The following is a 23,116-nucleotide window of genomic DNA, read 5'->3' on the forward strand; positions in this document are numbered from 1 at the left end:
TGCGACCGCCGCGATCCACGCCCCGATTGCAGGCAGAAAGTACACCCAGTGTTCGTTGGTCGAATACAGCACCCTTTCGCCAGGCTGTAGGATTTCGTCAATATAGCGCCCCATACGCCTACCCTGAGTTTACCTATCACCGCAGTAATATGCGCCATTTTAAACCGAGAAAGACCTTGATCTATCTCAAGCCTTCCAACGGCCAGCGCCGGAAGCTCGCGTTGCTTTCACACGAGAGCCGGACCCATCCCCTGCCGTGAGAAGTCGGGAGGTTAGGGACGGTTAAGGGAGGTGCAGAATGATTAGGTTGATTGCTATTGCTGGCTTCGCCTTATCGGTCGCAGTATCGGCGCAAGCAATGACACCTGCGCCGATTACTCCTCCGCCCAACGGCATGATCACGGAAGTCGCTGCTGCCTGCGGCGCGGGTAGGACACGAGTTAACGGTGTGTGCGTCGCAAGAACGACCGTCCGCCATACCCGTCGAGCCGTCCGTAGATGTGCGACCGGAATGACTTGCTAGCGCGCTGATGGCTTAAGCGGTGCAACCATGAGGGCTGAGACGACCCGAAACTGTCCCTAGCGGCATTCTGCGCTCAATGTTGCCCGAAGCCGCTGAAGGAGCGGCTGCTGGGTGTGATGGTCGCCGCACATGATCCAGATTAACGCTGTCGCTCGACTGCCACCAAAAATGGCGCATGGCATTTAACCCAAGACGGGTATTCACCGTCGAAGCGGCGGGGATCGCCACCCTCGTTCCCAGCGTGGCTGCGCTCTCCGTCGTCCTGTTTTGGTAGGTTCAGCCAAGAGGAAGTCTGATCCGGAACATCGCGCCGCCGTGATCCCGTTTTTCTGCTCATACTGCCCGCTGTGCGCTTCAAAACAATAGTGCGCGGCGATCGACAACCCCATGCCCATGCCCTCCGTCTTGCTGATGAAAAACGGCTCAAACACCGCTTTCATTTGTCTTGGGAATGCCCGAGCTGCGATCCGAGACAGATAGCTCGGCAATGTTATCGACGCGCGAAGTCCGGATGCTGATGATGTGGTTTTCGGTAGGCGTCCTTCATCGCGTCCATCCCGTTCACAACAAGGTTCAGAATGACTTGTTGAAGTTGAATATGGTCGCCAAGGATCGGAAGCGCATCCCGCGTGATCATGTTCGCCATTTTGAAGTTCCGGCTAACAGCCAACGCGGAAAAAAATCTGATCGTCTCTTCCACAACTAAAAGCATTCCCGTCCCGCCCCAAGGGTCCCCAGTCAGTCCGAGTACCGTAGCGGCTCGACCAAACGATGAACAGGCAAAAACGGGTTGTTATCAGCCCGTGCTGCGGCTGCTAACGAGCAGGAGGCTTGTGGACGGCGTGCGCTCGGACGGGACTGGCCGCGCGGAACAGGCAAGCCGCTACAGATTGCGGTGGATGACGTGCCCGCCTACGCCATGGGCAGCGCGAGATGTTCCAAAACGAACGATTGCCGCCTAGTTGACGTGGATCAAAGCCATCGTTTTCCGACTGTTGCTAACGATGGCGTATCGCATTTGACCCGCGAAGGGATTTCTCATAGATGGCCTGCATGCCAGAGCGGGGTCTTGTTCTTGTCGTCGATGACGACGCCGGAATGCTGCGGAGTGTAACGCGACTGCTGCGGCAGTCTGGCTACGAAACCTTGCTATTTCCTTCGGCGGAAGCCTTCTCAAATCACAACGATTTCGACGGGGTGACCTGTGTCATTCTCGACATCGACGTGGGCGGCGTTTCGGGTATCGAAGTGAGGCACCGTCTCAAAGCAGCGAACATTTCTGTGCCAGTCATCTACATCACCGGGAACGACAGCCCAGCCGTTCGCGCGGCTGCGTATCAATCCGGGTGCCTCGCCTATCTGACAAAGCCATTCTCGGCGAATTCGTTGATGGAGCCGCTGCATAGGGCGGCGACGGGGTTCGCGTAGCGCGCCCACTATCCGACGGCTGGCACGGTTCGATGAAAGCCGGGAGGACGCCGCCGCGCGGCGAGACCATGATGGCTGTTTGGGCGGGGCTCAACCACTACTCCTCGTCGTCTGGCCACACCAGCACGACCTTGCGACCGAAGTGATCCGCCAGCGCGTGAGCAAGATCGTCTATCCTGTCAGCTTCGTCCCGCTGATCGGCTGACACTTCTGCTTCTGATTTCGGCACTTCCACGATCCCCCTACTGCGTCCCCGGAACCGAAAATCGTAGGTCTCCGTGATCGCTCTAATTATGACGGTCGAGGGAACAACCGCGCATTTCCAGCCGGTGTGACAAATCTGCACGGTCGCCGGGGCCTCCAGACCTTCCAATGGAGCGGCGCGCCGCTCCGCTGCCGGTCAACGATTGGGCCAGCAAGCATCACCGCGACCGCGACCACAACGGCGATCACGACGATGAAGATCAGTGGCTCGGTTGCGCAGCCTGATCGCCTGCCACCGGATTTGCAGCACCGCCGGTCGTCAACGCCACGTCAGCATCACCGCGCCCGCGATGGTGATCATCACCGCCAGCAGCATCAGCACCTCAAGGTTGGACATGGTCCCCATCGGGATCACTCAAGGTTTAGAAGCGACTTCTAAACTCGTCAGCCCTGCTCATCCATGCTTTTTGGGTGTCCCTTAGGGCACAGGACCCTTCCGCCGGGGTGCGCGAACCGCGCTCCTTCAGCCTTTGCAATTTTCGATTTTTGAGTTTCACTCGCCGAATTCTCGTTATTAAAAGGTCGCGAGATGGCGCGTGATCTGTTCGAGGCCACGATGCAGAGATGGGCGCGGCTCAACCCAGCGCAGCGCGAGCGGTTCTTCCAGGCGGGCCTGAAGGCGGCGCTGCGCCTTGAGCGCCAGGAATTCCGCGAATGGCTAATGCGGCGGCTGATCGAGCCCCCGCTCGCAGCGCCGGTCGATCCGGCCCGCTTCGCCATCTCGAAGGCCGACATTGCGCTGCTCATGAAGTCGGCGGGCGAAGCACCGCTCGAATAAGCGTCCGCTATCAGACAGTTTCGCGGCGTGCCGTCTCCGCAACGCAATCTGGATTTCGTCCGGGTTGAATACGATCGTAGGGCTCCGTTCTGCGGTTCCCCCACGAATTCACGCCCTGAGAGGACCCCAGCCCCGATGGCGTCCCGCAAGAGGGTCCCTCACCGTCACCGCATCGACTGTCACGCGCGCTTCGTGCTTCGCTTGATGCTGACGCTCAACGACCAGTCCCGTGCCGTGTCGATGCAGGAGCAGTTCGCGCACAGCAGGCGGGCGTCCTTGCCCACACCGCGAACATCAGCGAGATGCGACTTGGTCGATGACTGAGCCTGCCTGCGCAACCCGTTGCGACCACGCCGCACAGGTCTGGTGTGGTGGAAGCGCAGCGCCTGTTCGTCGGCAAAGCCGCATTGCTCGCACCGGCCACCCTTCAGCGCGATGGCTCTGGCCTTCACGTTGCGGCGGTACTCTCGGTGCTTGCTCTGCTTCATCACGCGGGCCGTCATGGTTGCTGGCGGCATTCTATCCGATCCTCACCACGTTGATCAGGTAGTAACACCACCTCTAGCCCTCGCGACGAGAGGAAGTGGCATCGCGCCCGTCGTTAACGCTCCCTTCACCATGTCCGAGCATCATCGGTCCCGTCCTTTCTGGGACACGGTGTTGCGTGCGTGAGCGAGAAGGAGCCGTCACCGGGGCATCGGTGACGGTCTTTCGTCGTCTAATGCCCGAAACCTAGACCCATTCGTCCGGGGAGAACTCGATCTGTGCCGGGGCTCATCCATCTCGTTGACGACGACCAGTCATTCCGGACGGCGATAGAGCGTCGCTTGAAGCAGGTCGGGTACAGCGTGGCGACCTACGCTTCCGCCCAGCAGTTGCTCGACCGGCTACCGAGCGATAACGAGCCAGGCTGCATCATTCTCGACGTGCAGATGTCCGGCTTGGACGGTCCGGCTCTGCAAAAGCGGCTGAGCGAACTCGGGTCATCGCTGCCGATCATTTTTCTCACCGGCTATGCTGACACCCCGACCATCGTACGGACGCTGAAGGCGGGTGCGCACGACTTCCTCACCAAGCCGGTACAAGGCGATGAACTGCTTCGCGCCATTGAGAAGGCGCTCGCACATCAGCAAACATGGCGCGATCAGCAGAGCGCCTTGGACAGCATTCGCGCTCGCCTCGCGACGCTGACGCCGCGCGAGCGGCAGGTTTTCGAACTGGTCATTCGCGGCAAACTCAACAAGCAGATCGGCCACACGCTGGGAGCGACCGAGCGCACCATCAAGGCCCATCGCCACATGGTGATGGAGAAGATGCAGGCTCAAAGCTTGCCCGAGTTGGTTTCGATGGCCGAGCGGATCGGCATTTTGAACGACCACAACCGAGACCGACCAGCGAGCTAATTGGTCAAGATCGCGCGCCCAGCGTCATCGCCAGATCAGAGATACGATTGACGCCACACCAAGAGCGGCGATTGCCCAGATCAAAGCATTGATCCGCAAGAACTGACCGCGTGTCATGATGCACCTCATGGAGGCCTAATGGCGAAGCAGTTCAGCCGAAGAGCGGCAAGGCGACGATAACGGGCGTCCCGCCACCCACCATGGGACCACGGGAGGTTCGCGCCGTCGTCATCACTGTCTCAATCTTCCTTTGGCTGCACGTCGTCGGGGTACACGTCTGGCGGTTGGACGGTCACTGGCGGGGATAGCTCGCCAGCTTCGTCTTTAAGTTTGGAGGCGGCTTCAATAAGCCCGACAGCAACAGCCGGATCGGAGGTGGTCTTTGCCATTTTGAGCAGCGCCGCTGCCGCTTCGCGCGCGTGGTAGTGGTTCTTGGACAAGGTACGCCAGCCCCAAAGTTTGGCGCACTAACGCTGCAGCCTGAGTTTCCGTTCCGCAGCGAAAGTATAAAAGTGAACCGAAGAAAGCGGATTCGTCAGACACCAAGGTCACAGGACGGCCCGAACAACCCCGCCAGCGCCCAAGAGGGCAATCCGGTCGATCGCATGCGCGGACTCGCAGGGGACGCCCTGGTGGGCGTCTGTCCCGTCGCACATGTGAAGACGCGCACGGCCCGCAGACGTACCAGAGCGCGTCCCAAACGCGTTAGATCGCGTCCCTGAGAGGGATCAGTGCCTGAAGATCGGGAGGTTGCAACCACAGCCAGAAGCCCTGCGATCTTTCCTGTGTAAAGCCCGTGCGCGCTGTTTGTCTGGAACGTATATCGCTGGCGGCCTCGCCGTCGAGAAACGTCGCTTGAGAAATACGATAACCAATTGAAACAACACGGTCTTTCTGATTGATCCGAATTATCGATCGACATTGTTGCAAAAGTCGAAAATCGAACAACCGTAAAAATCGCGAAAGCTAATCTCAAGGCCTCTCCGCTGCTGCAGCGGTTGTCAGTGCCATTATGGAGATCGGGGATCGATTTTGGATCAGTTGATATGGTCCCTCACGTCGGCGCCCGCAAAACGAATTAGTGGTTCTAAGAATTTTTGTTCGACGCACCAAAAAGAGTTTTGCAACAATATCCTCCGGAAGCGGACTCCAATCTGCGCATTGAGTACATGCCCTGCCTACTTGACCCATCCCGGTCGGGGGTCTTCGGCTTCAGGCTTTGCTTCACCGGTTGTTCACTGGCACCTTTGCTACCCGTCGCGAATGTTACAGTGTCTTCGTCGCAACACCTCTTTTGTTTCATTCGGAGGAGCATACTTTGGACTCGCGCTCCGATTTGCTCGGTGCAAGCTTTGCGATGGACCGGGCGGGCCGATTGAGCAAGCAATCAATACTGAGGAGCCCGGCAATCCCGCAGGGCGCGAATGCTCTGCGGGAATTCCGGTAGTCGGAGAGGCAAACAATGACGTTCAGGTCGTTGCTCATTCTCGTCGCCATCTGCTTTTCGACAACAGCGCTCGCTCAGAGCGCGTCCCCAAAGGTAGGCAACAGGCCGGCGGTTCAGGCAAAGCCGAAAGAGCAGACCGGCTGCAAACTCGTTGGAACGGTCCGAGGCACAAAGCTATGGGCCGGTGATTGTGTAGGAGTTGAGCTGCTCAAGGGCACGACGGAAACGACCCCGCCCGATCAGAAGGAATGAAAGCGGCCCCGGCGGGGGCTGGCTTCGCGCGGGGCCGCTCACTCCCCTGCACGCAAATCTATCGTAACTGTAAAAGTTCGCACCAGGCACGCCATCCTGGCATGGGCGCAAGTGCATGAAATTATGGAAGCAGCGCTAACGCGATGAAGACAACGATGCTTTCACGAACGGCCCTCTTGCGCGAAGTCCGCTTTTCCAGCGTGCAGCTCGTTACTTTAAGTTTCCGGCAGTCGATACCAGCGCGTGTCACGAAACGGTCGCATGGAACTCTTAAGCGAAATTAAGACTTTGCCCGAGTTTTGGTTAGCGAGTGTGGTTTCCACGCTACGGCCGCTCCGCCTTGTCTCATCTACCAATACAGTTGGAGTCGCAGGCATTCCTGCCTAGCCCCTTCGGGGACAACGGAAGCGGATTTGAGGAAAGCAATGAAGAAGATTTTGGTAAGGGCTATTGGCGCAATGGCGCTGGCGGCTAGAAAAACCCTGGCATGCCGCCGACAAAGAACACTTTCTTGAATTTGACGTTGATGTCGAACGCCGCGCCGCCACCATCTGCGTAGATGCGGCACTATACGGACCGCCGTTGTACACCACGTTCTCAACGCGCTTATCGCCTCAATATCTAGCCGCCTTACCGGAGCGAGCCAAGGCAGTCGGCGATTACTGACCCGGCCGGAGCTACAGGCGGTTGGCGGGAGAGACCTTTGTCGGGGTTCGTGCGATTGTCGACGACGACGCGCGTCGGCCGCAAGCCACCACGCCCAACCGTTGATGTCCAGTTGTGCAATCGTCGATTTACGGAACTTCGCGGCGCGAGATGCGCATTTCCAAATTGGCGCGCGGGATCATCTGATCTGCAATCGTGAGGGCCGGACCATGCGCAGCAAGAGTTTCAAAGGTCTCGGGCTGATATTGACGACCAGCCGCGTCAGTTATGTACACGTCCCAACCCGCGTCGTGAAGCGCGAGCGCGCGCTCGACTGCTGAACGAGAATTAATTCTCAACGTCTGTTGGACGTTTCCGTCTTTTGACGAGTGGATCGTGAAGGTCAAGGCTACCTCCTCGCTTCCCTGCGGATGGAGCCCAACACATCGAGCAAACGACAACAAGAAAATTGCATCTCGCAACGCGGCAGCTGACTGAGCAAGCGCAAAGCACACTATTCTTGCTCGGCATACAGTCGTTCGGATGAAGAGCGATCCGCTGGGCGCTCCGTAAGTCTCCAGCGCTGTCTCGAGCGCGGGACCTTCCACGCCCACCCTCGCCGCCCGTGCACTTAGCAACCCAGCGCGGTAATAGCGTATCTTACGTCGGGCGGGCGCTTTTTGTGCTAGGGTATGCGCGTGACGCGCAGCGCCGGACGCCGCCAACAGGAGGGGAAGGTTCACCCCGCACACCATTGCCGCGAAAGAAAATCCCAACTGATCTGCGGTCGCTCGCACGGGGCCACACCGCGCTATGTGTCAAGGTGTTGGCTGGGATCGTCAGCCAAGAGACCGTGCCACCGGCCGCGCGCGTGGCGGCTGCAGGTATCCTGCTCGACAGGGGCTGGGGCAAGGCGATCCAGCCGCATACTGACGAGGGTGGTGGGCCACTTCGGATCATAATCCGTCAGATCACCGCCGCCGCCGGCGAGGCCGAGCCGCTGCTGATCGAACATGAAGCTCTGAAAAAATAGGCCCTTTCGATCAGCCTGCAACTTGTTGCAATCAGGGTGATCAGCTCACAGGGCATTCCGCCCTGAGCACGGCCGGAATAGTCGGCTTGTGCTTCAGGCCCAATCATATCGCGGACCGCTGACCATTGAACATCGTTTGATCCGTTGCTTCCAGAAGGCTATTCGGCGTGCTCCTGCGACCGCCCATGAGTTATTTCAGATTGGGGATAAGCCCCCAGCCCAAACGCCTCTCTGTGAGTCACCGGCCCCGACGGCCCGGGGCGCGGGAAGGCCGCCGAGGCAGACTTTGATTGCCCCCTCCGGACGCAAATCCAACTTGCATTGTCTCTAGACGAAGGTTATCTGCCTTTACAAGTTGAGGGCAGATGGTCCAGCATCGCGGCAAATTCGTTAGCTACCTGCGGGTCAGCACCAAACGCCAGGGCGAAAGCGGTCTCGGACTTGAGGCGCAGCGCGCGGCAGTCGACACGTTTCTCAACGGCGGACGTTGGAAGCTGGTCGAGGAGCTGGTCGAGGTTGAGTCCGGTAAACACGATCACAACAGGCCCGCGCTCCACAAGGCGATGGAAGCCTGCAAGGTCTACGGCGCAACGCTGGTTATCGCCAAGCTGGATCGTTTGAGCCGCGACGCTCACTTTCTGCTCGGATTGCAGAAGGCCGGGGTCAAGTTCGTTGCTGCCGACATGCCGGAAGCCAACGAGATGGTGGTCGGCATCATGGCTCTAGTTGCCCAAGCTGAACGCCGGATGATCTCGGAACGCACCAAGGCGGCCCTCCAAGCCGTCAAGGCGCGCGGCAAGCGTCTTGGGCGTCCGAAGGGCTATCAAATCCCTTCCAGTCTGGAAACGCGTGCAAAGGGCTCCGCAGCCAACGCAGCGAACGCTGTAGCCTTCGCCGAGCGGCTGCGGCCAGTGCTCACCGAGCTTACCAGCTTGTCGGCCAACGCCGCAGCGGCTGAGCTTGATCGGCGCGGCGTGCAGACTGCGCTCGGCGGCAAGTGGACGGCGCGCGCGGTGATCAACGTGCGCGCTCGCCTCGCAGATTAAGGCCACCTCCCGCGAACGAATCGGAATTGTTTAGCGGGGGTGGGGGAGATACCGGGGTACATGTCGGGATTTGATCGGTCTGGGACTCCAGTACCGGTTATTGCCCCGCGTTCCCGCGCTCCGCTGTGAAGTTCAAATTCCACATTCCCGCATGACCGCAGCGCGACCGTAACGCCGTACAGGCGTTATTGCCCCTTGCCAGTTTGGTAACGGCCTTCAGTTTTGGCGCATGTCTGCTTCGTCGATACAAGACGCGCCCAGCAATGTAGTCGCCGTATTCAGACCATGACGTGCTCGAGCCGCTGGAGCGGCCGTCGTCTACGCCCATGAATACGACATCTAAAAACTCGAAAAAGTTGGGGACGCTAACGCTACGCTAACGCCGTGAACGAACGCTCGCCTGAAAACGAGGCGTTCGTCACGGTAAGCCGTTCACCCGTTCATCGCCCTTTTTCAATGACTTAAGTCCGATTTTTAGCGATCGTTCACGCCATCGTTCACCGTGAACGAACGGGCTGTTTTTCGACCACTTGCCGTTCACAAAAATCGTTCACGCTTTTCAGTCCTCCTCGTCCTTCCACCCGATCTCCCGCTTGCCCTTTGGCGTGATCCGGTACTTGTTACCGCGGCGCTCCAGAAGCTTCTCCTCGACCAGCCGACCGCACATGGCGTGCACTTTCGACTTTTGCGGCTGGCCGGTCCCGCCAATAAATCCGCACTTGATGGCAAGGTTTGCAATCGAGCCGTTCCGGTCGGCAGCAATGGCGTGCATGAGCACGTTCTCTTCGCTCTCCTGCTTGCCCTCATCCATTTGCAGTTTGAACTCGGAGACTGGCTTGGCAACGACGGACGGCATCAGGCGCCCCTCGGCGTCGATCACTCTGACGCTCTCCGCCACCTCAAGCTCGAACGCCAGGGGCTCGAATTCAGGCCCACGGAACTTGCCCAGCCAGTGCAGGGTCGTCTGCCGCTCGGCGGTCGCCCAAAGCGTCAAGTTGCCATCCACTTCGTTCAAGAAGGCGCTGCCGCCCATCGGCAGCAAATTGTCACGCGAGGCGTTCTTGACCGGGTGACAGTTGACCAGCACGGCAGGCTTGCCAGGCAGGAAGGTCAGTTGCCGTAGCAGCCTGGCATACGCCCCTTGCTGAGAATTGTTGTTGGTTTCATCGCCAGGGAAGTAAGCAGCTGCTGTGTCCACGATGACCAGGACCAGGTCGCTGATCTTTTCCGCCTCAGCCCTGATCTCGCTCATCTTGGCGGCGATGTCGATCACGCCGGCCACGAACCGCATCTTGAGATCTTCGGCCTTGAAGCCAAAGGCCTCGGCCAGCACCAGGAACCGCGCCCTGATGTCGTCGGGGTTCTCGCCAGCGAGCAGCAGCACCGTGCCCGCCTTGACCTCCTTACCGTGCATGAGCACGCCACGGGCTATCGATTGCGCGATATACATGCCCACCGCCGTTTTGCCGTGGCCGGTACGCGCCGTGAGGCTGTACAAGTAGCCACGCTGCAAGACGCCATCGATTAGGTAGGCAGGCGGTGAGAAGCCTGCCACGAACTGCTCCGCACTCTGCAGAAGCGGCAGCGGATCGCCAGTCTTGGGATCGACCATGGGTTCTTTAGGTGGCGCTTCATCAGCCCTTCCCGACTTTGATCTGCGGGCCTTCTCCGCCACCTTCCCTTCCCACTTCCGCATCATTGCTTGCCACTTCTGCCAGAACAGCGTCCAGCCGCGGCCTTCTTTCTCCAGCAAATCAGCCTTGGTCTTGGTCGGATCGGTCAGACGGCTGATCACAAGGCTTTCGTAGATCAGGTACTTCTCAACTGCCTTCGCCTTCTGCTCGGCCTCGCCAGGCTTGATCGGGCATTCGCGATACCAGTCGACCACGGCGCCGCAGATCAGCCGGGTCATCCTCCATTCGCGCCCGTCGCGCTGGTGCCCAAAGACATCATAGTCGCCGCCGGATGAGGCTGTGTGTTCACGGCCTCCCCCGCCTTGATCGCCGCCATGCTGCGCCACCAGCGCCTCCGCGGCAGCCAGCAGCCATTCCGGCGCGTCGGCGATCTCGATCTCATAGGGCGCACAGCCGGGAGCCCAGCCGTATCGCCGCCCGCTTTCGTGCATTGACGCCGGCAGCACGGCAAAGCCGCCCTGCCCTCGGATATCCACCCCCACGGGCGTCCTGTTGGTGGGGGCGTGCCAATCCGGCCGGGCCCGGAACAGGATTTGCCGACCACCGCCGCCGGTCTGCTGCCGCCACGTTTCGAGCTCAATGCCGTTGTTGTGCACGGCCAGGATGCCGCGCCACCACTCACCGGCAGCCGGCCCCTTCTGGTCGTCCAAATCGATCACAAAGACATTCCCGCTGGCCTGGCCGGTCAGGATGCCCATGTTGTCGCGGGCAGAATGCTCGCCAGCGGTGCCATACCAGCGCGCAAACACCGCATCGGGTACGAGGCTGCCCTGAAACTCCGCCCATTCCGACAGCTTGGGGCGCTTCCACGAGGCTCCCTTGGATACCTCGGACGGCGCATAGCATGGGATCACCTGCAGCCCGCAAGCGCGATACATGGCAGCCCACTCTGCCGGACTGGCAAAGTCAGGATCAAAATCAGCAATTGGAGTGGAGACCATCATCGCGACCAATCCGGACTGCGATTCCGATCCCGAGCAACTGCACAACGCAGGTATTTTTCGCTAAGACGAAAACGCACCTTTGTGCGTTGCTCGGGAGTTCAGATCGCCGGAAGCGTGAGCGGTGCAGGGGCCAGGTTGGCTGCAACCTTCCTGGCCCCACAGCACTAGCCGAACTCGTCGATGCTAATGGTTTCGGCGGCCTTCGGCGCTTCCGCCCGAGTCGAGCCCGTGGTCGGCGCCGTCGCTTGCGAAGCCACAGCAGCCGCAGTCGCAGCAGGAGCGGCGCTTGCGCCCTTCGCCACAAACAACAAGTCGCCGCGGGGCGCCCATCCGCTGATCCCGAACGTCGGGTGGTAGTTCGCACTCGAGTGCTCCTTGCCCTCGTTCTTGACAAGCGTGGTTTTCACCAGCGTGATCACAGGCAGTTTGCCGGGATAATTGCCGCGTTCAGCGAGATAGACGTCGTAGACGGCTTCGATGCCCGAGAGGAATGCGACAGAATTTCCTGCGATCTCGCGGATGGGCTTGTCGCCGCAGCAGTCCTTCGGCAGCTTCAGCATGAAGCGCACGCCCTGTTTGTGTACCGCGGACGGCCGATCGGGGAATTCCGTACCGATCGGCACCAGCTTGAAATCCGGCGCCGAACCAGGCTGGAAATTGATCCACCCCACCTCGAGATTTTCAAAGTCTGCAAGTGCTTTGAAAATCGGGGTGATGTCGACCGCATCGTTTTTATATCCGCCGCCGTTGTCGACGCGGTCCACGCGGAAGATACGGCCTGCGCGGGCATCGTATTTGACGATGGGAAGAAAGTCGCCGCCAGAGGACCGTTCGATAGGAAAACCGAATGTGTTACCCATTTTCCTTCTCCAAATTGCTGCGATATTCCCGCAGGCGCTGCCACTCCCGATTGAACGGGAATCTTAGATTAGTTTCACACTCCCCAGTGTTCGAAAGCGAGCTGACGCGCCGTCGGGCCGCCCCAATAGAAACTTTCGAGGTCGGGGACCGTGATGGATTTGAAAAATTCCGGATCGTCCGAGAGGGCGAGGAAGTTCTCGATCCTCATCGCGATCTGGCGCAGCGCCTCGCGATGCTCGCGGACGTTTTGAAGTTCATACGTCTCGCACTTTGTCGGCGTAACGTAGGTCAGGCGCGCCGCCATGTTGTCAGATGACGCATAGAACGCAGCCTGCCTCGCGTGCGACGCCTTGATCTGCGACGGCATCTTCTCGGTGGTCTTGAGGTCGACAATGATGCCGTGCTGCGCCCACTCGAAATCGAAATAGCCAATGACGGGCAGGCGCAGACCGTCCGGCTTCCATTCAACACGACCCTGCACGCTTGACGGCACGCCGTAGGGGCGCAATTCCGCCAGCGCTTGGCGAACCATGTCGGAAATTGTTGCGCGGTACTTGTCGCGACGGGCATCGGGCGACAGCGCCATGAGCGTGTCGTATTTGACGATGGCGACCTTGACGCACTCGGCCAGCGTTGCATCAGGGTTCATAAGGCCATGCGTAACGCCATCCTCGACGGCAACGCCGCGGTGCGCCGGCGCGCCAACCGGCTGCCGGAGGCCAAGTACTTTCTCCAGCACCCACATCGCGGTGCTGGCGCAAAATAGGCTGGTAGAGCTCGCCGAGTGATGGTCGTACTTGATGACGTCCGTGCAGCCCGCAGGATCGCCGAAGGGAGGCGCCATCCACCCCGCACCCGCCCGATGTCCGCCGAGGTTCTCAGCGATCATGGGACCCCCGCGTGGTATTTTCGCGCGCGCGACGCCATTCCGCCGCCGATTCCAGCGTGATCAGCGTGCGCGCGCCAAGTTTCATCTCGCGCGGCCCCTGGCGCTGCTTCTTCAACTTATAATAGAACCCCTCGGAAATCCCGTGAGCGTCGCAGAACTCCAAAATGGAGAGCGCCAGGCGCTGCGGCGGCGGGATCGGCTCGTCGACCACTGGCTCGCTTTTCCCGGTTACCTTTTTGCGGCCCATTGATCACCTCCACTTCGGAGACTCACGTTCAACATGATGGGCCATAATCGTCAACGCGAATTCCGCGCATCACCCCATCTAAGCCATTGATATTACGACAAAATTGTCGTAGTAATTACTACGCCACCCGGCTAACCGCGTGATTTGTCGGGAGGATTTTCGGGCTAATTTGTGTCAACCCAAAAACAAGGTCGGCGGAAATTTCCCCCGGCGAGCTCTTGCCATTGGGCCGAATTCGTCCCGCGAACCGGCAACACCACGAGCATCACGCGGATCGCGTTGATCTGTCGAGGGAATCTCTGCGCGATTTAATTCCTCCCCCGCCGGGCGATCAATCTTAGGTTGTCGATGGCGCGGCGCATCGGCATCGAGCACCGCGTGCGTCGCATCTGCGAGTCGCCGGCTCGTATCGGAAATCTAATCGTCGACAATTGGAGCGCCGGAATGCAGCGGCCGGAATTCCGGCAGCTCATCGCCCCGCGATCGACACGACGTTGTCTCCGGCAGGCGCGGGCTCGGACAGCAGACCGGCGCGCGTGATGTCGTCGATAGAATGCTCAGTGATGTACTTCGAATAATGCTTTTCGATCATGGCAACGCTGGTGTTGTGCAGCGACGCTACCAGCCTGATCGGCACATTTCGCAGCAGCATGCGGACGATGCAGGAGTGCCGCAGGCAGTACATCGTCACCTCGGCAGGATCGAGCCCGATGGCGGTAACGACCTTATCCACTTGGCGATGATAGTTCTCGCGCGGATTGTTATTCCAGGGACTGCCGTTGCTTTGCAACAGCAGCCGAGCATCGACGGCACGACCTTTAGCCGCCAGCTTGAGCTGTACAGCCAATCGCACCGTAATCGGCACGCTGTAGCGCTCGGCCTTTTTCGCACTGCGATTTCTGCCGCCGCCCTTGGCAGACTTCGGCATCATCAATTTCGGCCGCACCGGATGATCTTGCAGATCCTCGACGCGAAGCCGGACCGCCTGACTGGGGCGCGCGCCAGTGTTCGCCAGCGTGTCGGTCAGCAGCCCGAATTGATGATCGAGTCCGTAAGCGGCGGCGATGAATTCGCGCACCTTGTCGTCTGGCAGGATCACGTTTCTCGCCTCCTGCGCGTCAGGCAGATTAGCGAGACCAACTTCCCATACGTCGCGGTTCTTGACTCGCTGATCATGCTGCGCCGCTACCTCCAGCGCAGCGCACACGCATCGGCAGAGCCGATTGATTGTGGCCGGCGCCATCGTGCCTAGCAGGCCGTCGCGCCACTTCTTCAGTTCGGTCGCTGCGAGCAGCGCCACCGGCTTCGACAACAGCGCGGGCGTGAGATGCAGGCGCGGATGCTCTGCGTTGTAAGGATTGGCTCCGCGGGCCTCAAGATCGCGCTTGTAGTCCTTAAGCGCACCGTCAACAGTGATCGGTGCATTGCTGGCGCTGCCCTCATCGCTGCGCGCTAGCTTCTTCGCCGCATCCTGCGCCTCGTGGAACGTCAACACGTTCTTGGCGTCCGCATCCTCGAAATCGTCGGCCAGCGCGAAGCCCTTGGTCCAGTAAGCCCCATGGCCGTCGCTGACCTTAAGCACCCATGTGCCGTTGGTCTTGTTGCGCCTGTACATCAGCGCGATCCCGCGCGCGAGCGACGGACCGCTGTAGGGCCTGCGGCGGATCTTCAATCGCAGCCGCGCACTGCGGCTTTCCAGTGCGCTGAAGCTGACTTTGCGTGCCATGTAATTCGTGTCCCCGTTCTCGCGAAGTGTCGCGATCGTGTCTGTAAAGGCCCATGAAGGCGTATGACACGTTATGGGGATATTGCGCGTGTGATCAATGGGATGCGAACTGCACGCGGCTCTACAGAACTTCATGCGCCTATTTATTTTCCCTGCGCAGTGGTTGGACGGCTTATGCCGTGCTCTCCCGGGAGCCGAATTCCTTCTGGCCTCCCTCGTCCTCGCGAAAGTCACCAGCACCGCGCCGGTTGACGCGACTGCCGCATCCGCAAAGGCTTGACCGTAGCGACGACGGCCAGGACCACACGTCTATACTTTGGCATTTCGGTGAAACACGCCGAAACTAACCCTTTAAAATTAGGCTTTTTCAACTAGCCTGATGCGGGCTGTTTCAGCGGGCTTCACCAAAATAAGGGCCCGGCCCTAAGCCTTTCAGCGTCCGCACGACAAACTGAAAGCCCCAATGCCGAGCCCTTTGGTCTCAAGCCTTAGGAGCCGAAACCACATGGATAGTAGCATTGCCCCCTCCCCCGCCGGCAAGCGGGGCCGCAACAGCAGCGTCATTCTGACCGACCGCATGTGCGAGAAACGCGTTGCCAAACGGACCAAGCTCTACGACCGTAAGTGCCCTGGTCTGTACGTAAGCATCACCACGACCCGGGGTGGCAACCTTCTCGTTCAAGTTCACCGACCGGGAGACCGGCAAGCAACGCACCGGCTGGCTTGGCGTCTACAATGCTGAGACCTTCACGGTCGAGGACACCCGTAGCAAGGTCTACGGCCTCAGGGCCAGGGGTGGCGAGGCGCTTGCCGAGACCTTCCGCGACCAGAAAGCTGCGAAGGCGAAGCGCGGCAAGACCGTCGCCGAGATCATCGACGAGCGCATCGCGTGGATGAAGACGTTGGTCAAGAAGCCCGATGGCGAGATGCGCCCCCGGCTCGAAAGCTGGCAAAACACCGCGAGCCACCTCGACCGCCTCATCCGCCCACGCCTCGGCAAGAAGCTGGCCATGGAGGTCACCAAGCACGACATCGCCACACTCTCGAACGACATCGTCGCAGGCAAGTTCGGCAAGCCCTCGGTCAGCAACGCGCGCCATATGCGCAAGGCGGCCTCGGGCCTGTTCACCTGGGCGGCGGAGGCAGGCCGCGACTATGTGACCGCCAGCCCCTGCGTCAACCTGCCAAAACTCGATCCCGAACATCCCCGCACCCGGGTCCTCTCCGAAGACGAGATCAAGACGTTCTGGCAAGGACTGGACCGCAACGACCTTCCCTACGACCGCCGGACCCGGCTCGCACTCAAGTTCGAACTGGTCACCATGCTGCGCTCGCGGGAACTGCTCGGCGCGCATCGGGATGAGCTGTTTGACCTCGACGGCGAGCATCCGCGCTTCGACGTGCCGCTCAAGCGGGTCAAGAAGCGGCGGGTGATCCAGCAGCCGTTATCCGATCTGGCGGTCGAGATCATCAAGGAGGCGCTCGCCTCGGATGGTCAGCAGTTTGTCTTCGAGAGTCCCATGTACAAGGGCCAGCCGATCCACCGGAAAGTGATGGCCGACGCCCTGCGCGGCACCAAGCACGAGACGAACAAGGACAAAACCAAAACCGCTGGCCTCTGCGAGCTGCTCGGTCTCAAGCCGTTCACGCCCCATGACCTGCGCCGGACGGCAGCGACCCTGGCCGGCGACCTCGGCTTCGACGACGCATGGATTGCGAAGTGCCTCGACCACGCCGCGAGCAAGAAGGCCGAGCAGATCGTGCCGACGGTCACCGGCAAAGTGTACAATCACTCCAAGCGGATGAAGGAAAAGCGCGCGGTGCTGGACGGCGTCGCGGCCGAGCTGCGGCGGATCGTCGGCGGGCGGACATCGAGAAAGGACGCCAATATCGGGCTTCACGTTGCGGCCTGATCTATCGCCCCGCCTGAGCTTCGATCAGGCGGGCTTCAATCAGTAGTTCTGCGGGAGTGCGTTCAAGCAGCATTCATCACAGTCCATCTAAGTCCCGCGCCGGGAGCGGCGCGGCTGATGATGGAACCTCCATGCCTATTTCGAGGGATGACTTTGACCCCGTTGCCACAGTTGTAGACTGGCTCGACGCCTGCCGGCGTGGAGACGTCAACGCGCTGCTCGATCTGTATGATGAGCGAGCGGTGCTTGAATGCGCCTGCGAAGGCGTCAGCCTGACTGGGCGAGAAGCAATCGCTGCCTACCGGTCACCTAAGCTCGAAACGAAGCGAGTACTCTCATTTTCGCTGGACGACGTGAGCCTGACGGGCCACGGCGTTCAAATCGACTATCAAAATTACGAAGGCAAGCCGGCTCGCGTTTATTTTCGGTTCGGTGTCTCAAACAAGATCATCTACACAAGCTGCGCACCCATGGCTCGGGCGGCCGCCCGAAGCTCCGTCAACTGAGATAACGGTCCGCGCGGCCGCAGAGTTGCGGCGATTGTAGCTCTATCGAGCAGTCATCAGCCCTTCGGCAGACACTCCGCTGCTTCACTTCACCTTCGCTGCTTCATCGAGACACTTGTAACCTGAGCCGCCGCGCGCCATGCACTGGTCGAAGTGTTTTGTCTGCCGCGCTGCCGTTGGTCCAGCAGGCTGCAGCTTTCCGTTCTTATCGACGCATTCGTACAGCAAGCCGGGTGTGCGCAGCGAGCAGGGCATGCACGACTGCTGGGCTTGCACCGCGCCCACTCCGACCAGCAGCAGCATCATCACAAAACAGCTTTGCTATCACATCAAAGGGGGCCGAATCGATTCGCACGGAGTCAAGACGCTGTGAATAGGTCGAATAACTGCGGGGTGTTTCCCCCGGACTCCGCGTGGCGCGCGAATCTCTTGTAGGGTGAGTAGGTCAGGCGAACTTGATTCGTCTGATGTCCGAGGCAGCTGGCGGCCGACCGGCGTGCGATGAAACGGTTCACGTCATGGCCGCCCGGCTGACGATGCGGTCGGATGCCCTTCCTTTGGATCAGACGGTTGCCCCGCGTTGCCCTCTCCGAGCACGCTGTCGAGCGATCGGACGGCGCGTTCATAAACGGGCCTCGTTGAGGTCGGCTTCGCGGCCAGGCAGCAGGGTTAAGGGAGCGATCACAGCGATACCAAGCTCCGTCCATGCAGACCAAGCCGGTAGACCCAAAGCAGAACACGACTGGTACCCGATCGTCGCGGTGCGCCGACGAAGCAGTGACGATGTCCATCGTGCTCATGTCCGAGACGTCGACTGTCCCGAATCCTGCACGGCTCAAAAGGCGAAGGCGTGCCGTCGGCGAGGATTGATCTAGATCAAGCGTCGCCGGGTTTCACGATTCAGATTCGGCGCAAATGGCTGGAGGGCATGCGCCATGGATACCGTCAGGTGGATGATCTCCACCGCTCCGGAAATCTTCCTGCTGCTTTCCATCGCCATCGGCACGGTGCTGGGCCGAGCCAAGATTCGTGGTTTCTCAATCGGAACGACAGCCTGCATACTGGTGGTGGCCGTTCTTATCGGTCAGCTCGGAACCTTTACATTCCCGTCGCTGCTGCGCGTGCTTCTGTTCAGCCTGTTCGTGTTCACGATCGGCTACCGGTCCGGCCCCGAATTCTTCGCCTCCTTGAGCATCCGCACCCTGGCGCAGGTCGCCATGGCGCTCGTGCTCGGCGGCACGGGTCTCATCCTCGTTTTGATATTTGCATTCGCGTTCAAGCTCGATCCGGGCACGGCCTCGGGACTTGCCGCCGGTGGGCTGACGCAATCTTCCATCATCGGCACGGCGTCCGGAGCGCTCGCGCAAGTCGGCTTGTCCGGTGATGCTTTGAAGCAGCAAGAAGCAAACATCGCAGCTGGATACGCCGTCACCTATGTCCTCGGCTATATTCTCACGCTCCTTTACGTGCCGTTTGTCGCACCGAAACTGATGCGGATCGATTTGAAGGCGGAGGCGGCGAAGCTGGAGGCGGAGCTTGCCGGCGGCAACCCGCCACAGAGTGAAAATCTGCACTATCGCAAATTCCAGGCGCGCGCCTACCGGGTATCGGCCGCCGCGGGACGCACGGTCAAGGACGTCGAAGAGGAAATCGGCAGCCGCACTGTCGTCGAGCGAATCGTGCGGCAGGGAGCCGATATCGAGCCGCGCCTCGACAGCATCCTCGAACCCGGCGACGACATCGTCGTCGCCGGGCGAACCGCTGCCCTCGTCGTGGCAAAGCCGATCATCGGCAAGGAAATCGATGCCGACGAAATCCTGAAGGCAATTCCGGGCAATGTGATCGACGTCCTCGTCGACAGCCGCCATCTCCATGGCCGATCGATCAAGGAGATCGCTGAACGCGTCGGCAACGACGCACGCGGCGTCTATCTCCGCACGCTGACCCGGATGGGCCGCGAGGTCCCGTTGGGCCCGGACACCCGCGTCTATGTCGGGGACGTCATGACGCTCGTCGGCAGCACTCGCAACATCGAGCGTGCCGCCACGAAGGTCGGGCAGATCCTGCGCTCCGGCGACCGCGCCGACATCGCCTTTCTCGCAACCGGCATCGCCGCGGGCCTCCTCGCGGGTCTCGTCAGCCTCAGGGTCGGCGGCATCCCGCTGACCTTGGGCAGCGGCGGCGGCGCGCTGATCGCTGGCCTCGTCTGCGGCTGGATGCGGTCGCGCCGGCCGAACATCGGAGCGTTACCACGCGCGGCACAGCAGACACTGAGCGATCTCGGGCTCGGTGGCTTCATCGCAGCCATCGGGCTCGGCAACGGAGCCGCGGCCTGGGCTGCGATACAGGCGCACGGGGCGTTGCTGGTGGGCATGGGCCTGGTCGTCACGCTGGTGCCGCTGATCGTCGCGACACTGTTTGCGCGCTATGTGTTGCACTTGAATCCGGTCATCACCTGCGGGGCGCTGGCCGGCGCCATGACCGTCGATGCTGCGGTGACCGGAGCCTGCGAAGTCGCCGAGAGTCAGACCCCAGTACTCGGCGTCGCAGTGCCCTACGCCATCGGCAACGTCGTCCTGACTGTGCTCGGCCCGATCATCGTGGCGCTCACTTATACCGGCTGACGGAGGCGACGATGCGTACGCAGTTGGCCGCAATCTTCCGACCGCTCTTGACGGCTTTGGTTCTCCTTGCCGCCTTCGGCTTGCCGGCCCTCGCCGAAGACAATGTCCGTCTCCAGCGATCATCACCTTTGCAGCAGGTCGCGGCGGTCGCGTCGACGGCAAGCCCAACAACAACTGCGCGCCGGACAGACTGGTCGAAGCGACCGCGGATTTCGGCCCTACCTCGCGGGTGCCATGCTGTGGTTCTATATCGAGACGTTCTTTGGCCCGGCGTTGTTGAAGCGCATGCATGAGGCTTTCACTGCGGCCGGCGGCAGGGCCGATATCATCTGATGCCGCCCTTCGGCAATGAGGGGCATTTCTTCGTCGGCTCGACCGACACAATTCCGATGTGGTCACCGCTCGTCGAAAAATCCCTCAACGCGCATAAATAGTTACGGAGGGTGGCGCCTGGAGACGCAACCATGATCAACGCCCCTTCAACGCCATGGCCCGGGCACGCTCGCACCTTCCTGTTGATTTTGTTCGCAGCGGCCATTGCCGGACCAGCTTCGGTCCAGAACGCCGCGGCGCAAAAGCAGGCCTCTGAGGCGAAGCCCGCCGAGATCGCCCCTCGCGGGCAGCGCGGAGCCAAAGACATCACCTTCGGAGACTGGCAGAAGCTCTATGTTGATCACTGTTGATCACGCTGATGACGGTGCCGAGGAACTGGACTGCCATCGTGTGCTCCCATGGCGGACTCGGCCATGCTCCTGGTTTCGTCGGTCAGCGATTGTTATCCGGCGAAGGGGATGATGAGACGCCTTGATGCAGATCAAGAGAGCGCGGCGGCCCATAGCCAACATCTCCCCGCTGCGGAGCGCGTTCGGTACGGATCCAGGCAACCGTCAGCTCCCAAGCCACCGACAGAATGATCGGTCCGATGAAGAGGCCGATGATGCCGTGGACGAGGGTTCCCCCGATCACCCCGATCAGGATGACGAGCGCGGGTGTGGTCAGGCCTCGCCCCATGACGAGCGGCTTTAGGATGTTGTCGAGCACAGATACGATCGCGAGAAACACCGTCAGCAGAAGCGCGATCGGGAATTCCTTGTCAGTCCAGATCCAGATAATGACCGGCAGGATGACGATCGTTCCGCCGATCTGCACGATCGACAGCAATAGCACCACGAACGCCAGTAGTCCCGCGCTGGCGATACCGGCCAGCTTGAACCCAATGCCGGCGAGCAAGGATTGGACGATCGCGACGCCGATCACACCCTGCGCGACCGCACGGATGGTGGTACCCGCGAGGTCCAGAAAGTGCTCGCTCTGGTCGGGCACGATCTGTGACAGAAAGTCACGACCCGCGGCCACGAGTTGCGGGCCATATGGAAACACGACGCCAGCCACGACCACGGACAGCAGGAACTTCACGGTCCCCACACCGGCATTGCCGGCAAATCCGAGCAAGGTCGTCGCGAAGGGCTTGAGATACGGCACCACTTCGCGCAGAAGCGAACGCAGATTGGTCGAGGCCTGATCCCAGAGATCGAAGAGCCGAGGCCCGACGAGTGGCCAATCCTTGATCGATTGAGGTGGCGACGGAACCAACACCTCGCCGGCGGTCATTTGGCCGGCAAGATCCCTGATCCCGTCGACTGCGCCCATGCCGAGCCACGTCGCGGGCCCAATAACAACGGCGAGACTGATAAGGGTTAGGATCGCTGCCGCAAGTTTCGGCCGGTCGCCGAGGATTTTGGCAAGGCGCTGAAACACCGGATTAAGCGCGACGGCGAGCACGACACTCCAGGCCAGGATTGGCACGAACGGACGGATCAGGAGCAGTGTCCAGACGATCAGGACCGCGAGCAACCCCAGCCGGATCACAAGCTGGATGACCTCGTCTCCGAAGATGATCTGGCGGAGTGTTCTCACGGACGCGCCTTCAGCCTTGGCCACGCATGTTGCGGGTGAGTGAGCTAGTTCCCCCTCTCGCGCGGAGGTCTTGATCCAGATCAAGCGACCACGACCGGCCGGGAGGCCCTTGGGCGGGATCGGGCAAGTGCGTCGCCCGGCCTCTCGACACCGGAGTCCGCATGTCGGTCACCAGTGCACGAGAGCACTTGCGCGACGGCAGTCCGGTCGAAGTTCGCGCGCTTCGGCCGGAGGACGAGGCCGACATGCTCGCCGCACTAGACCAAGCGAGCCCGCAGTCGTTGCAGCGCCGATTTTTTGCGATGAAGCGCCATTTCTCCGACAAGGAGCGCGCCTTCTTCATGGACGTCGATTTTAAGAATCAAATCGCCTTGGTTGCGCGCGCGGAGGAAGCAGGCCGGAAGGCTGTGGTTGGCGGCCGCCGATATATTGTCTCCGAGCCCGGCCGGGCCGAGATGGCTTTCATGGTGGTCGATGCATGGCAGGGGCGCGGCGTTGGCTCGATGCTAATGCGGCACCTCGTCGACATCGCGAGGGAAACGGGACTGAAGGAATTGACGGCGGAAGTCCTGCCCGAGAACACATCAATGTTGAAGGTCTTCGGCAGGTTCGGGTTCAGGTCGGCTGCGCGGCGAGATCCACAGACAGTCCTGGTAGCATGCTTTCCATGGGATTTTGCCCTCCCCCGAGGCCGCACCAAGTTTCCGTTGCAGGGACGCGCGCGCAACCGATCACTCCGCAAGCGCGCGATAAACTGACGCGTGGCCTATCTTGAGGGCCTTTGCAATGGCAGACGGGCCAGCGCCGCTGGCCTTCATTTGCCACTGTGTTCGCCGTATTGGTTGGCGGCTGGATGTTCCGCTACGAGCCAATCGGGGTAAGCGTCGTTCTCAGGCCACGGCTTTGAGGTCGTGACGGCAATAGGCCCACGGAAGCAGCTCATCGATGTTGCTGTTTGGATGGCCGTTGACGATCC

21 protein-coding genes and 2 pseudogenes are annotated in these 23,116 nt (G+C 60.6%); 11 read left to right on the top strand and 12 right to left on the bottom strand.

The genetic code is table 11. The features are described from left to right. Both CT676_RS45735 and CT676_RS44585 read right to left on the bottom strand, forming a co-directional pair. A pseudogene (locus CT676_RS45735) lies at positions 1-114 on the bottom strand (PH domain-containing protein); the annotation flags it as partial. An 899-nt stretch (positions 115-1,013) separates the two neighbouring features. Continuing rightward, entirely contained in the window at positions 1,014-1,169 is a 156-nt protein-coding gene (locus CT676_RS44585) for a hypothetical protein (protein WP_167768320.1), read from the bottom strand. Between the two features lie 398 nt (positions 1,170-1,567). On the opposite strand from CT676_RS44585, the gene CT676_RS40595 reads away from it, so the two are divergent. Both CT676_RS40595 and CT676_RS40600 read left to right on the top strand, forming a co-directional pair. Beyond that, positions 1,568-1,951, top strand: coding sequence for a response regulator (locus CT676_RS40595; RefSeq protein WP_343287575.1), 384 nt, complete (start codon positions 1,568-1,570; stop codon positions 1,949-1,951). Positions 1,952-2,744: 793 nt separating this feature from the next. Then, entirely contained in the window at positions 2,745-2,993 is a 249-nt protein-coding gene (locus tag CT676_RS40600; protein WP_063981910.1) for a hypothetical protein, read from the top strand. Positions 2,994-3,172: 179 nt separating this feature from the next. Here CT676_RS40600 and CT676_RS40605 read toward each other — a convergent pair whose 3' ends face one another. Then, positions 3,173-3,511 carry a hypothetical protein gene (locus CT676_RS40605; protein ID WP_135217019.1) on the bottom strand — a complete coding sequence of 113 codons (339 nt, stop codon included), beginning with the start codon at positions 3,509-3,511 and terminating at the stop codon, positions 3,173-3,175. Between the two features lie 246 nt (positions 3,512-3,757). Between CT676_RS40605 and CT676_RS40610 the strand changes: the two genes are divergently transcribed. Beyond that, on the top strand, positions 3,758-4,396 hold the full coding sequence (locus CT676_RS40610; RefSeq protein WP_063981908.1) for a response regulator: 639 nt from the start codon (positions 3,758-3,760) through the stop codon (positions 4,394-4,396). Between the two features lie 239 nt (positions 4,397-4,635). On the opposite strand, the gene CT676_RS40615 is transcribed toward CT676_RS40610, so the two are convergent. Both CT676_RS40615 and CT676_RS40620 read right to left on the bottom strand, forming a co-directional pair. Further along, positions 4,636-4,836, bottom strand: coding sequence for a hypothetical protein (locus CT676_RS40615; protein WP_135217020.1), 201 nt, complete (start codon positions 4,834-4,836; stop codon positions 4,636-4,638). A 2,053-nt stretch (positions 4,837-6,889) separates the two neighbouring features. Then, positions 6,890-7,147, bottom strand: coding sequence for a hypothetical protein (locus CT676_RS40620; RefSeq protein WP_135217021.1), 258 nt, complete (start codon positions 7,145-7,147; stop codon positions 6,890-6,892). A gap of 419 nt (positions 7,148-7,566) precedes the next feature. On the opposite strand from CT676_RS40620, the gene CT676_RS40625 reads away from it, so the two are divergent. Continuing rightward, positions 7,567-7,773, top strand: coding sequence for a hypothetical protein (locus CT676_RS40625; RefSeq protein ID WP_135217022.1), 207 nt, complete (start codon positions 7,567-7,569; stop codon positions 7,771-7,773). 365 nt (positions 7,774-8,138) lie between these two features. Continuing rightward, complete coding sequence (locus CT676_RS40630; RefSeq protein ID WP_135217023.1) at positions 8,139-8,819, top strand: recombinase family protein; 681 nt, start codon at positions 8,139-8,141, stop codon at positions 8,817-8,819. 559 nt (positions 8,820-9,378) lie between these two features. On the opposite strand, the gene CT676_RS40635 is transcribed toward CT676_RS40630, so the two are convergent. The 5 genes from CT676_RS40635 to CT676_RS40655 form a co-directional block, all read right to left on the bottom strand. Beyond that, positions 9,379-11,457 (bottom strand): AAA family ATPase, encoded by a 2,079-nt coding sequence (locus CT676_RS40635; protein ID WP_135217024.1) that lies wholly within the window; start codon positions 11,455-11,457, stop codon positions 9,379-9,381. Positions 11,458-11,621: 164 nt separating this feature from the next. Then, complete coding sequence (locus CT676_RS40640; protein WP_135217025.1) at positions 11,622-12,317, bottom strand: hypothetical protein; 696 nt, start codon at positions 12,315-12,317, stop codon at positions 11,622-11,624. Between the two features lie 74 nt (positions 12,318-12,391). Further along, positions 12,392-13,207: a hypothetical protein gene (locus tag CT676_RS40645; protein WP_167768321.1), complete on the bottom strand. Its 816-nt coding sequence runs from the start codon at positions 13,205-13,207 to the stop codon at positions 12,392-12,394. After that, positions 13,197-13,454 (bottom strand): hypothetical protein, encoded by a 258-nt coding sequence (locus tag CT676_RS40650; protein ID WP_244623472.1) that lies wholly within the window; start codon positions 13,452-13,454, stop codon positions 13,197-13,199. The genes CT676_RS40645 and CT676_RS40650 overlap by 11 nt, the downstream gene beginning before the upstream one ends. Positions 13,455-13,923: 469 nt before the next feature. After that, positions 13,924-15,180 carry a site-specific integrase gene (locus tag CT676_RS40655; protein ID WP_135217027.1) on the bottom strand — a complete coding sequence of 419 codons (1,257 nt, stop codon included), beginning with the start codon at positions 15,178-15,180 and terminating at the stop codon, positions 13,924-13,926. A gap of 662 nt (positions 15,181-15,842) precedes the next feature. Between CT676_RS40655 and CT676_RS40665 the strand changes: the two genes are divergently transcribed. Both CT676_RS40665 and CT676_RS40670 read left to right on the top strand, forming a co-directional pair. Beyond that, positions 15,843-17,093: a site-specific integrase gene (locus CT676_RS40665; RefSeq protein ID WP_244623474.1), complete on the top strand. Its 1,251-nt coding sequence runs from the start codon at positions 15,843-15,845 to the stop codon at positions 17,091-17,093. 131 nt (positions 17,094-17,224) lie between these two features. Then, positions 17,225-17,599 carry a nuclear transport factor 2 family protein gene (locus tag CT676_RS40670; RefSeq protein ID WP_063981897.1) on the top strand — a complete coding sequence of 125 codons (375 nt, stop codon included), beginning with the start codon at positions 17,225-17,227 and terminating at the stop codon, positions 17,597-17,599. Positions 17,600-17,683: 84 nt separating this feature from the next. Here the strand turns inward: CT676_RS40670 and CT676_RS40675 are convergent, their stop codons facing one another. Continuing rightward, entirely contained in the window at positions 17,684-17,905 is a 222-nt protein-coding gene (locus CT676_RS40675; RefSeq protein ID WP_085405589.1) for a hypothetical protein, read from the bottom strand. A gap of 629 nt (positions 17,906-18,534) precedes the next feature. Here CT676_RS40675 and CT676_RS40680 point away from each other — a divergent pair. The 3 genes and pseudogenes from CT676_RS40680 to CT676_RS40690 all read left to right on the top strand — a co-directional run bounded on the left by CT676_RS40680 (position 18,535) and on the right by CT676_RS40690 (position 20,906). Then, positions 18,535-20,223 (top strand): transporter, encoded by a 1,689-nt coding sequence (locus tag CT676_RS40680; protein ID WP_135217029.1) that lies wholly within the window; start codon positions 18,535-18,537, stop codon positions 20,221-20,223. A 115-nt stretch (positions 20,224-20,338) separates the two neighbouring features. Then, a pseudogene (locus tag CT676_RS40685) lies at positions 20,339-20,657 on the top strand (dienelactone hydrolase); the annotation flags it as partial. Between the two features lie 30 nt (positions 20,658-20,687). Next, positions 20,688-20,906 carry a hypothetical protein gene (locus CT676_RS40690; RefSeq protein WP_187387978.1) on the top strand — a complete coding sequence of 73 codons (219 nt, stop codon included), beginning with the start codon at positions 20,688-20,690 and terminating at the stop codon, positions 20,904-20,906. 82 nt (positions 20,907-20,988) lie between these two features. Here the strand turns inward: CT676_RS40690 and CT676_RS40695 are convergent, their stop codons facing one another. After that, positions 20,989-22,140 (bottom strand): AI-2E family transporter, encoded by a 1,152-nt coding sequence (locus CT676_RS40695; RefSeq protein WP_084795347.1) that lies wholly within the window; start codon positions 22,138-22,140, stop codon positions 20,989-20,991. Between the two features lie 161 nt (positions 22,141-22,301). Between CT676_RS40695 and CT676_RS40700 the strand changes: the two genes are divergently transcribed. Beyond that, positions 22,302-22,898 (top strand): GNAT family N-acetyltransferase, encoded by a 597-nt coding sequence (locus CT676_RS40700; protein WP_135217030.1) that lies wholly within the window; start codon positions 22,302-22,304, stop codon positions 22,896-22,898. Positions 22,899-23,116: the final 218 nt, after the last annotated feature.

Origin of the sequence: Bradyrhizobium sp. MOS001 (assembly GCF_004634465.1) — a bacterium.
In the GTDB taxonomy this organism is placed as follows: domain Bacteria; phylum Pseudomonadota; class Alphaproteobacteria; order Rhizobiales; family Xanthobacteraceae; genus Bradyrhizobium; species Bradyrhizobium barranii.

Coding starts and splice junctions, on each gene's coding strand:
- CT676_RS44585 (WP_167768320.1), bottom strand. CDS start 1,169: ATGGCGAACATGATCACGCGGGATGCGCTTCCGATCCTTGGCGACCAT.
- CT676_RS40595 (WP_343287575.1), top strand. CDS start 1,568: ATGGCCTGCATGCCAGAGCGGGGTCTTGTTCTTGTCGTCGATGACGAC.
- CT676_RS40600 (WP_063981910.1), top strand. CDS start 2,745: ATGGCGCGTGATCTGTTCGAGGCCACGATGCAGAGATGGGCGCGGCTC.
- CT676_RS40605 (WP_135217019.1), bottom strand. CDS start 3,511: ATGCCGCCAGCAACCATGACGGCCCGCGTGATGAAGCAGAGCAAGCAC.
- CT676_RS40630 (WP_135217023.1), top strand. CDS start 8,139: ATGGTCCAGCATCGCGGCAAATTCGTTAGCTACCTGCGGGTCAGCACC.
- CT676_RS40635 (WP_135217024.1), bottom strand. CDS start 11,457: ATGATGGTCTCCACTCCAATTGCTGATTTTGATCCTGACTTTGCCAGT.
- CT676_RS40640 (WP_135217025.1), bottom strand. CDS start 12,317: ATGGGTAACACATTCGGTTTTCCTATCGAACGGTCCTCTGGCGGCGAC.
- CT676_RS40645 (WP_167768321.1), bottom strand. CDS start 13,207: ATGATCGCTGAGAACCTCGGCGGACATCGGGCGGGTGCGGGGTGGATG.
- CT676_RS40650 (WP_244623472.1), bottom strand. CDS start 13,454: ATGGGCCGCAAAAAGGTAACCGGGAAAAGCGAGCCAGTGGTCGACGAG.
- CT676_RS40655 (WP_135217027.1), bottom strand. CDS start 15,180: ATGGCACGCAAAGTCAGCTTCAGCGCACTGGAAAGCCGCAGTGCGCGG.
- CT676_RS40670 (WP_063981897.1), top strand. CDS start 17,225: ATGCCTATTTCGAGGGATGACTTTGACCCCGTTGCCACAGTTGTAGAC.
- CT676_RS40675 (WP_085405589.1), bottom strand. CDS start 17,905: ATGATGCTGCTGCTGGTCGGAGTGGGCGCGGTGCAAGCCCAGCAGTCG.
- CT676_RS40680 (WP_135217029.1), top strand. CDS start 18,535: ATGGATACCGTCAGGTGGATGATCTCCACCGCTCCGGAAATCTTCCTG.
- CT676_RS40690 (WP_187387978.1), top strand. CDS start 20,688: ATGATCAACGCCCCTTCAACGCCATGGCCCGGGCACGCTCGCACCTTC.
- CT676_RS40700 (WP_135217030.1), top strand. CDS start 22,302: ATGTCGGTCACCAGTGCACGAGAGCACTTGCGCGACGGCAGTCCGGTC.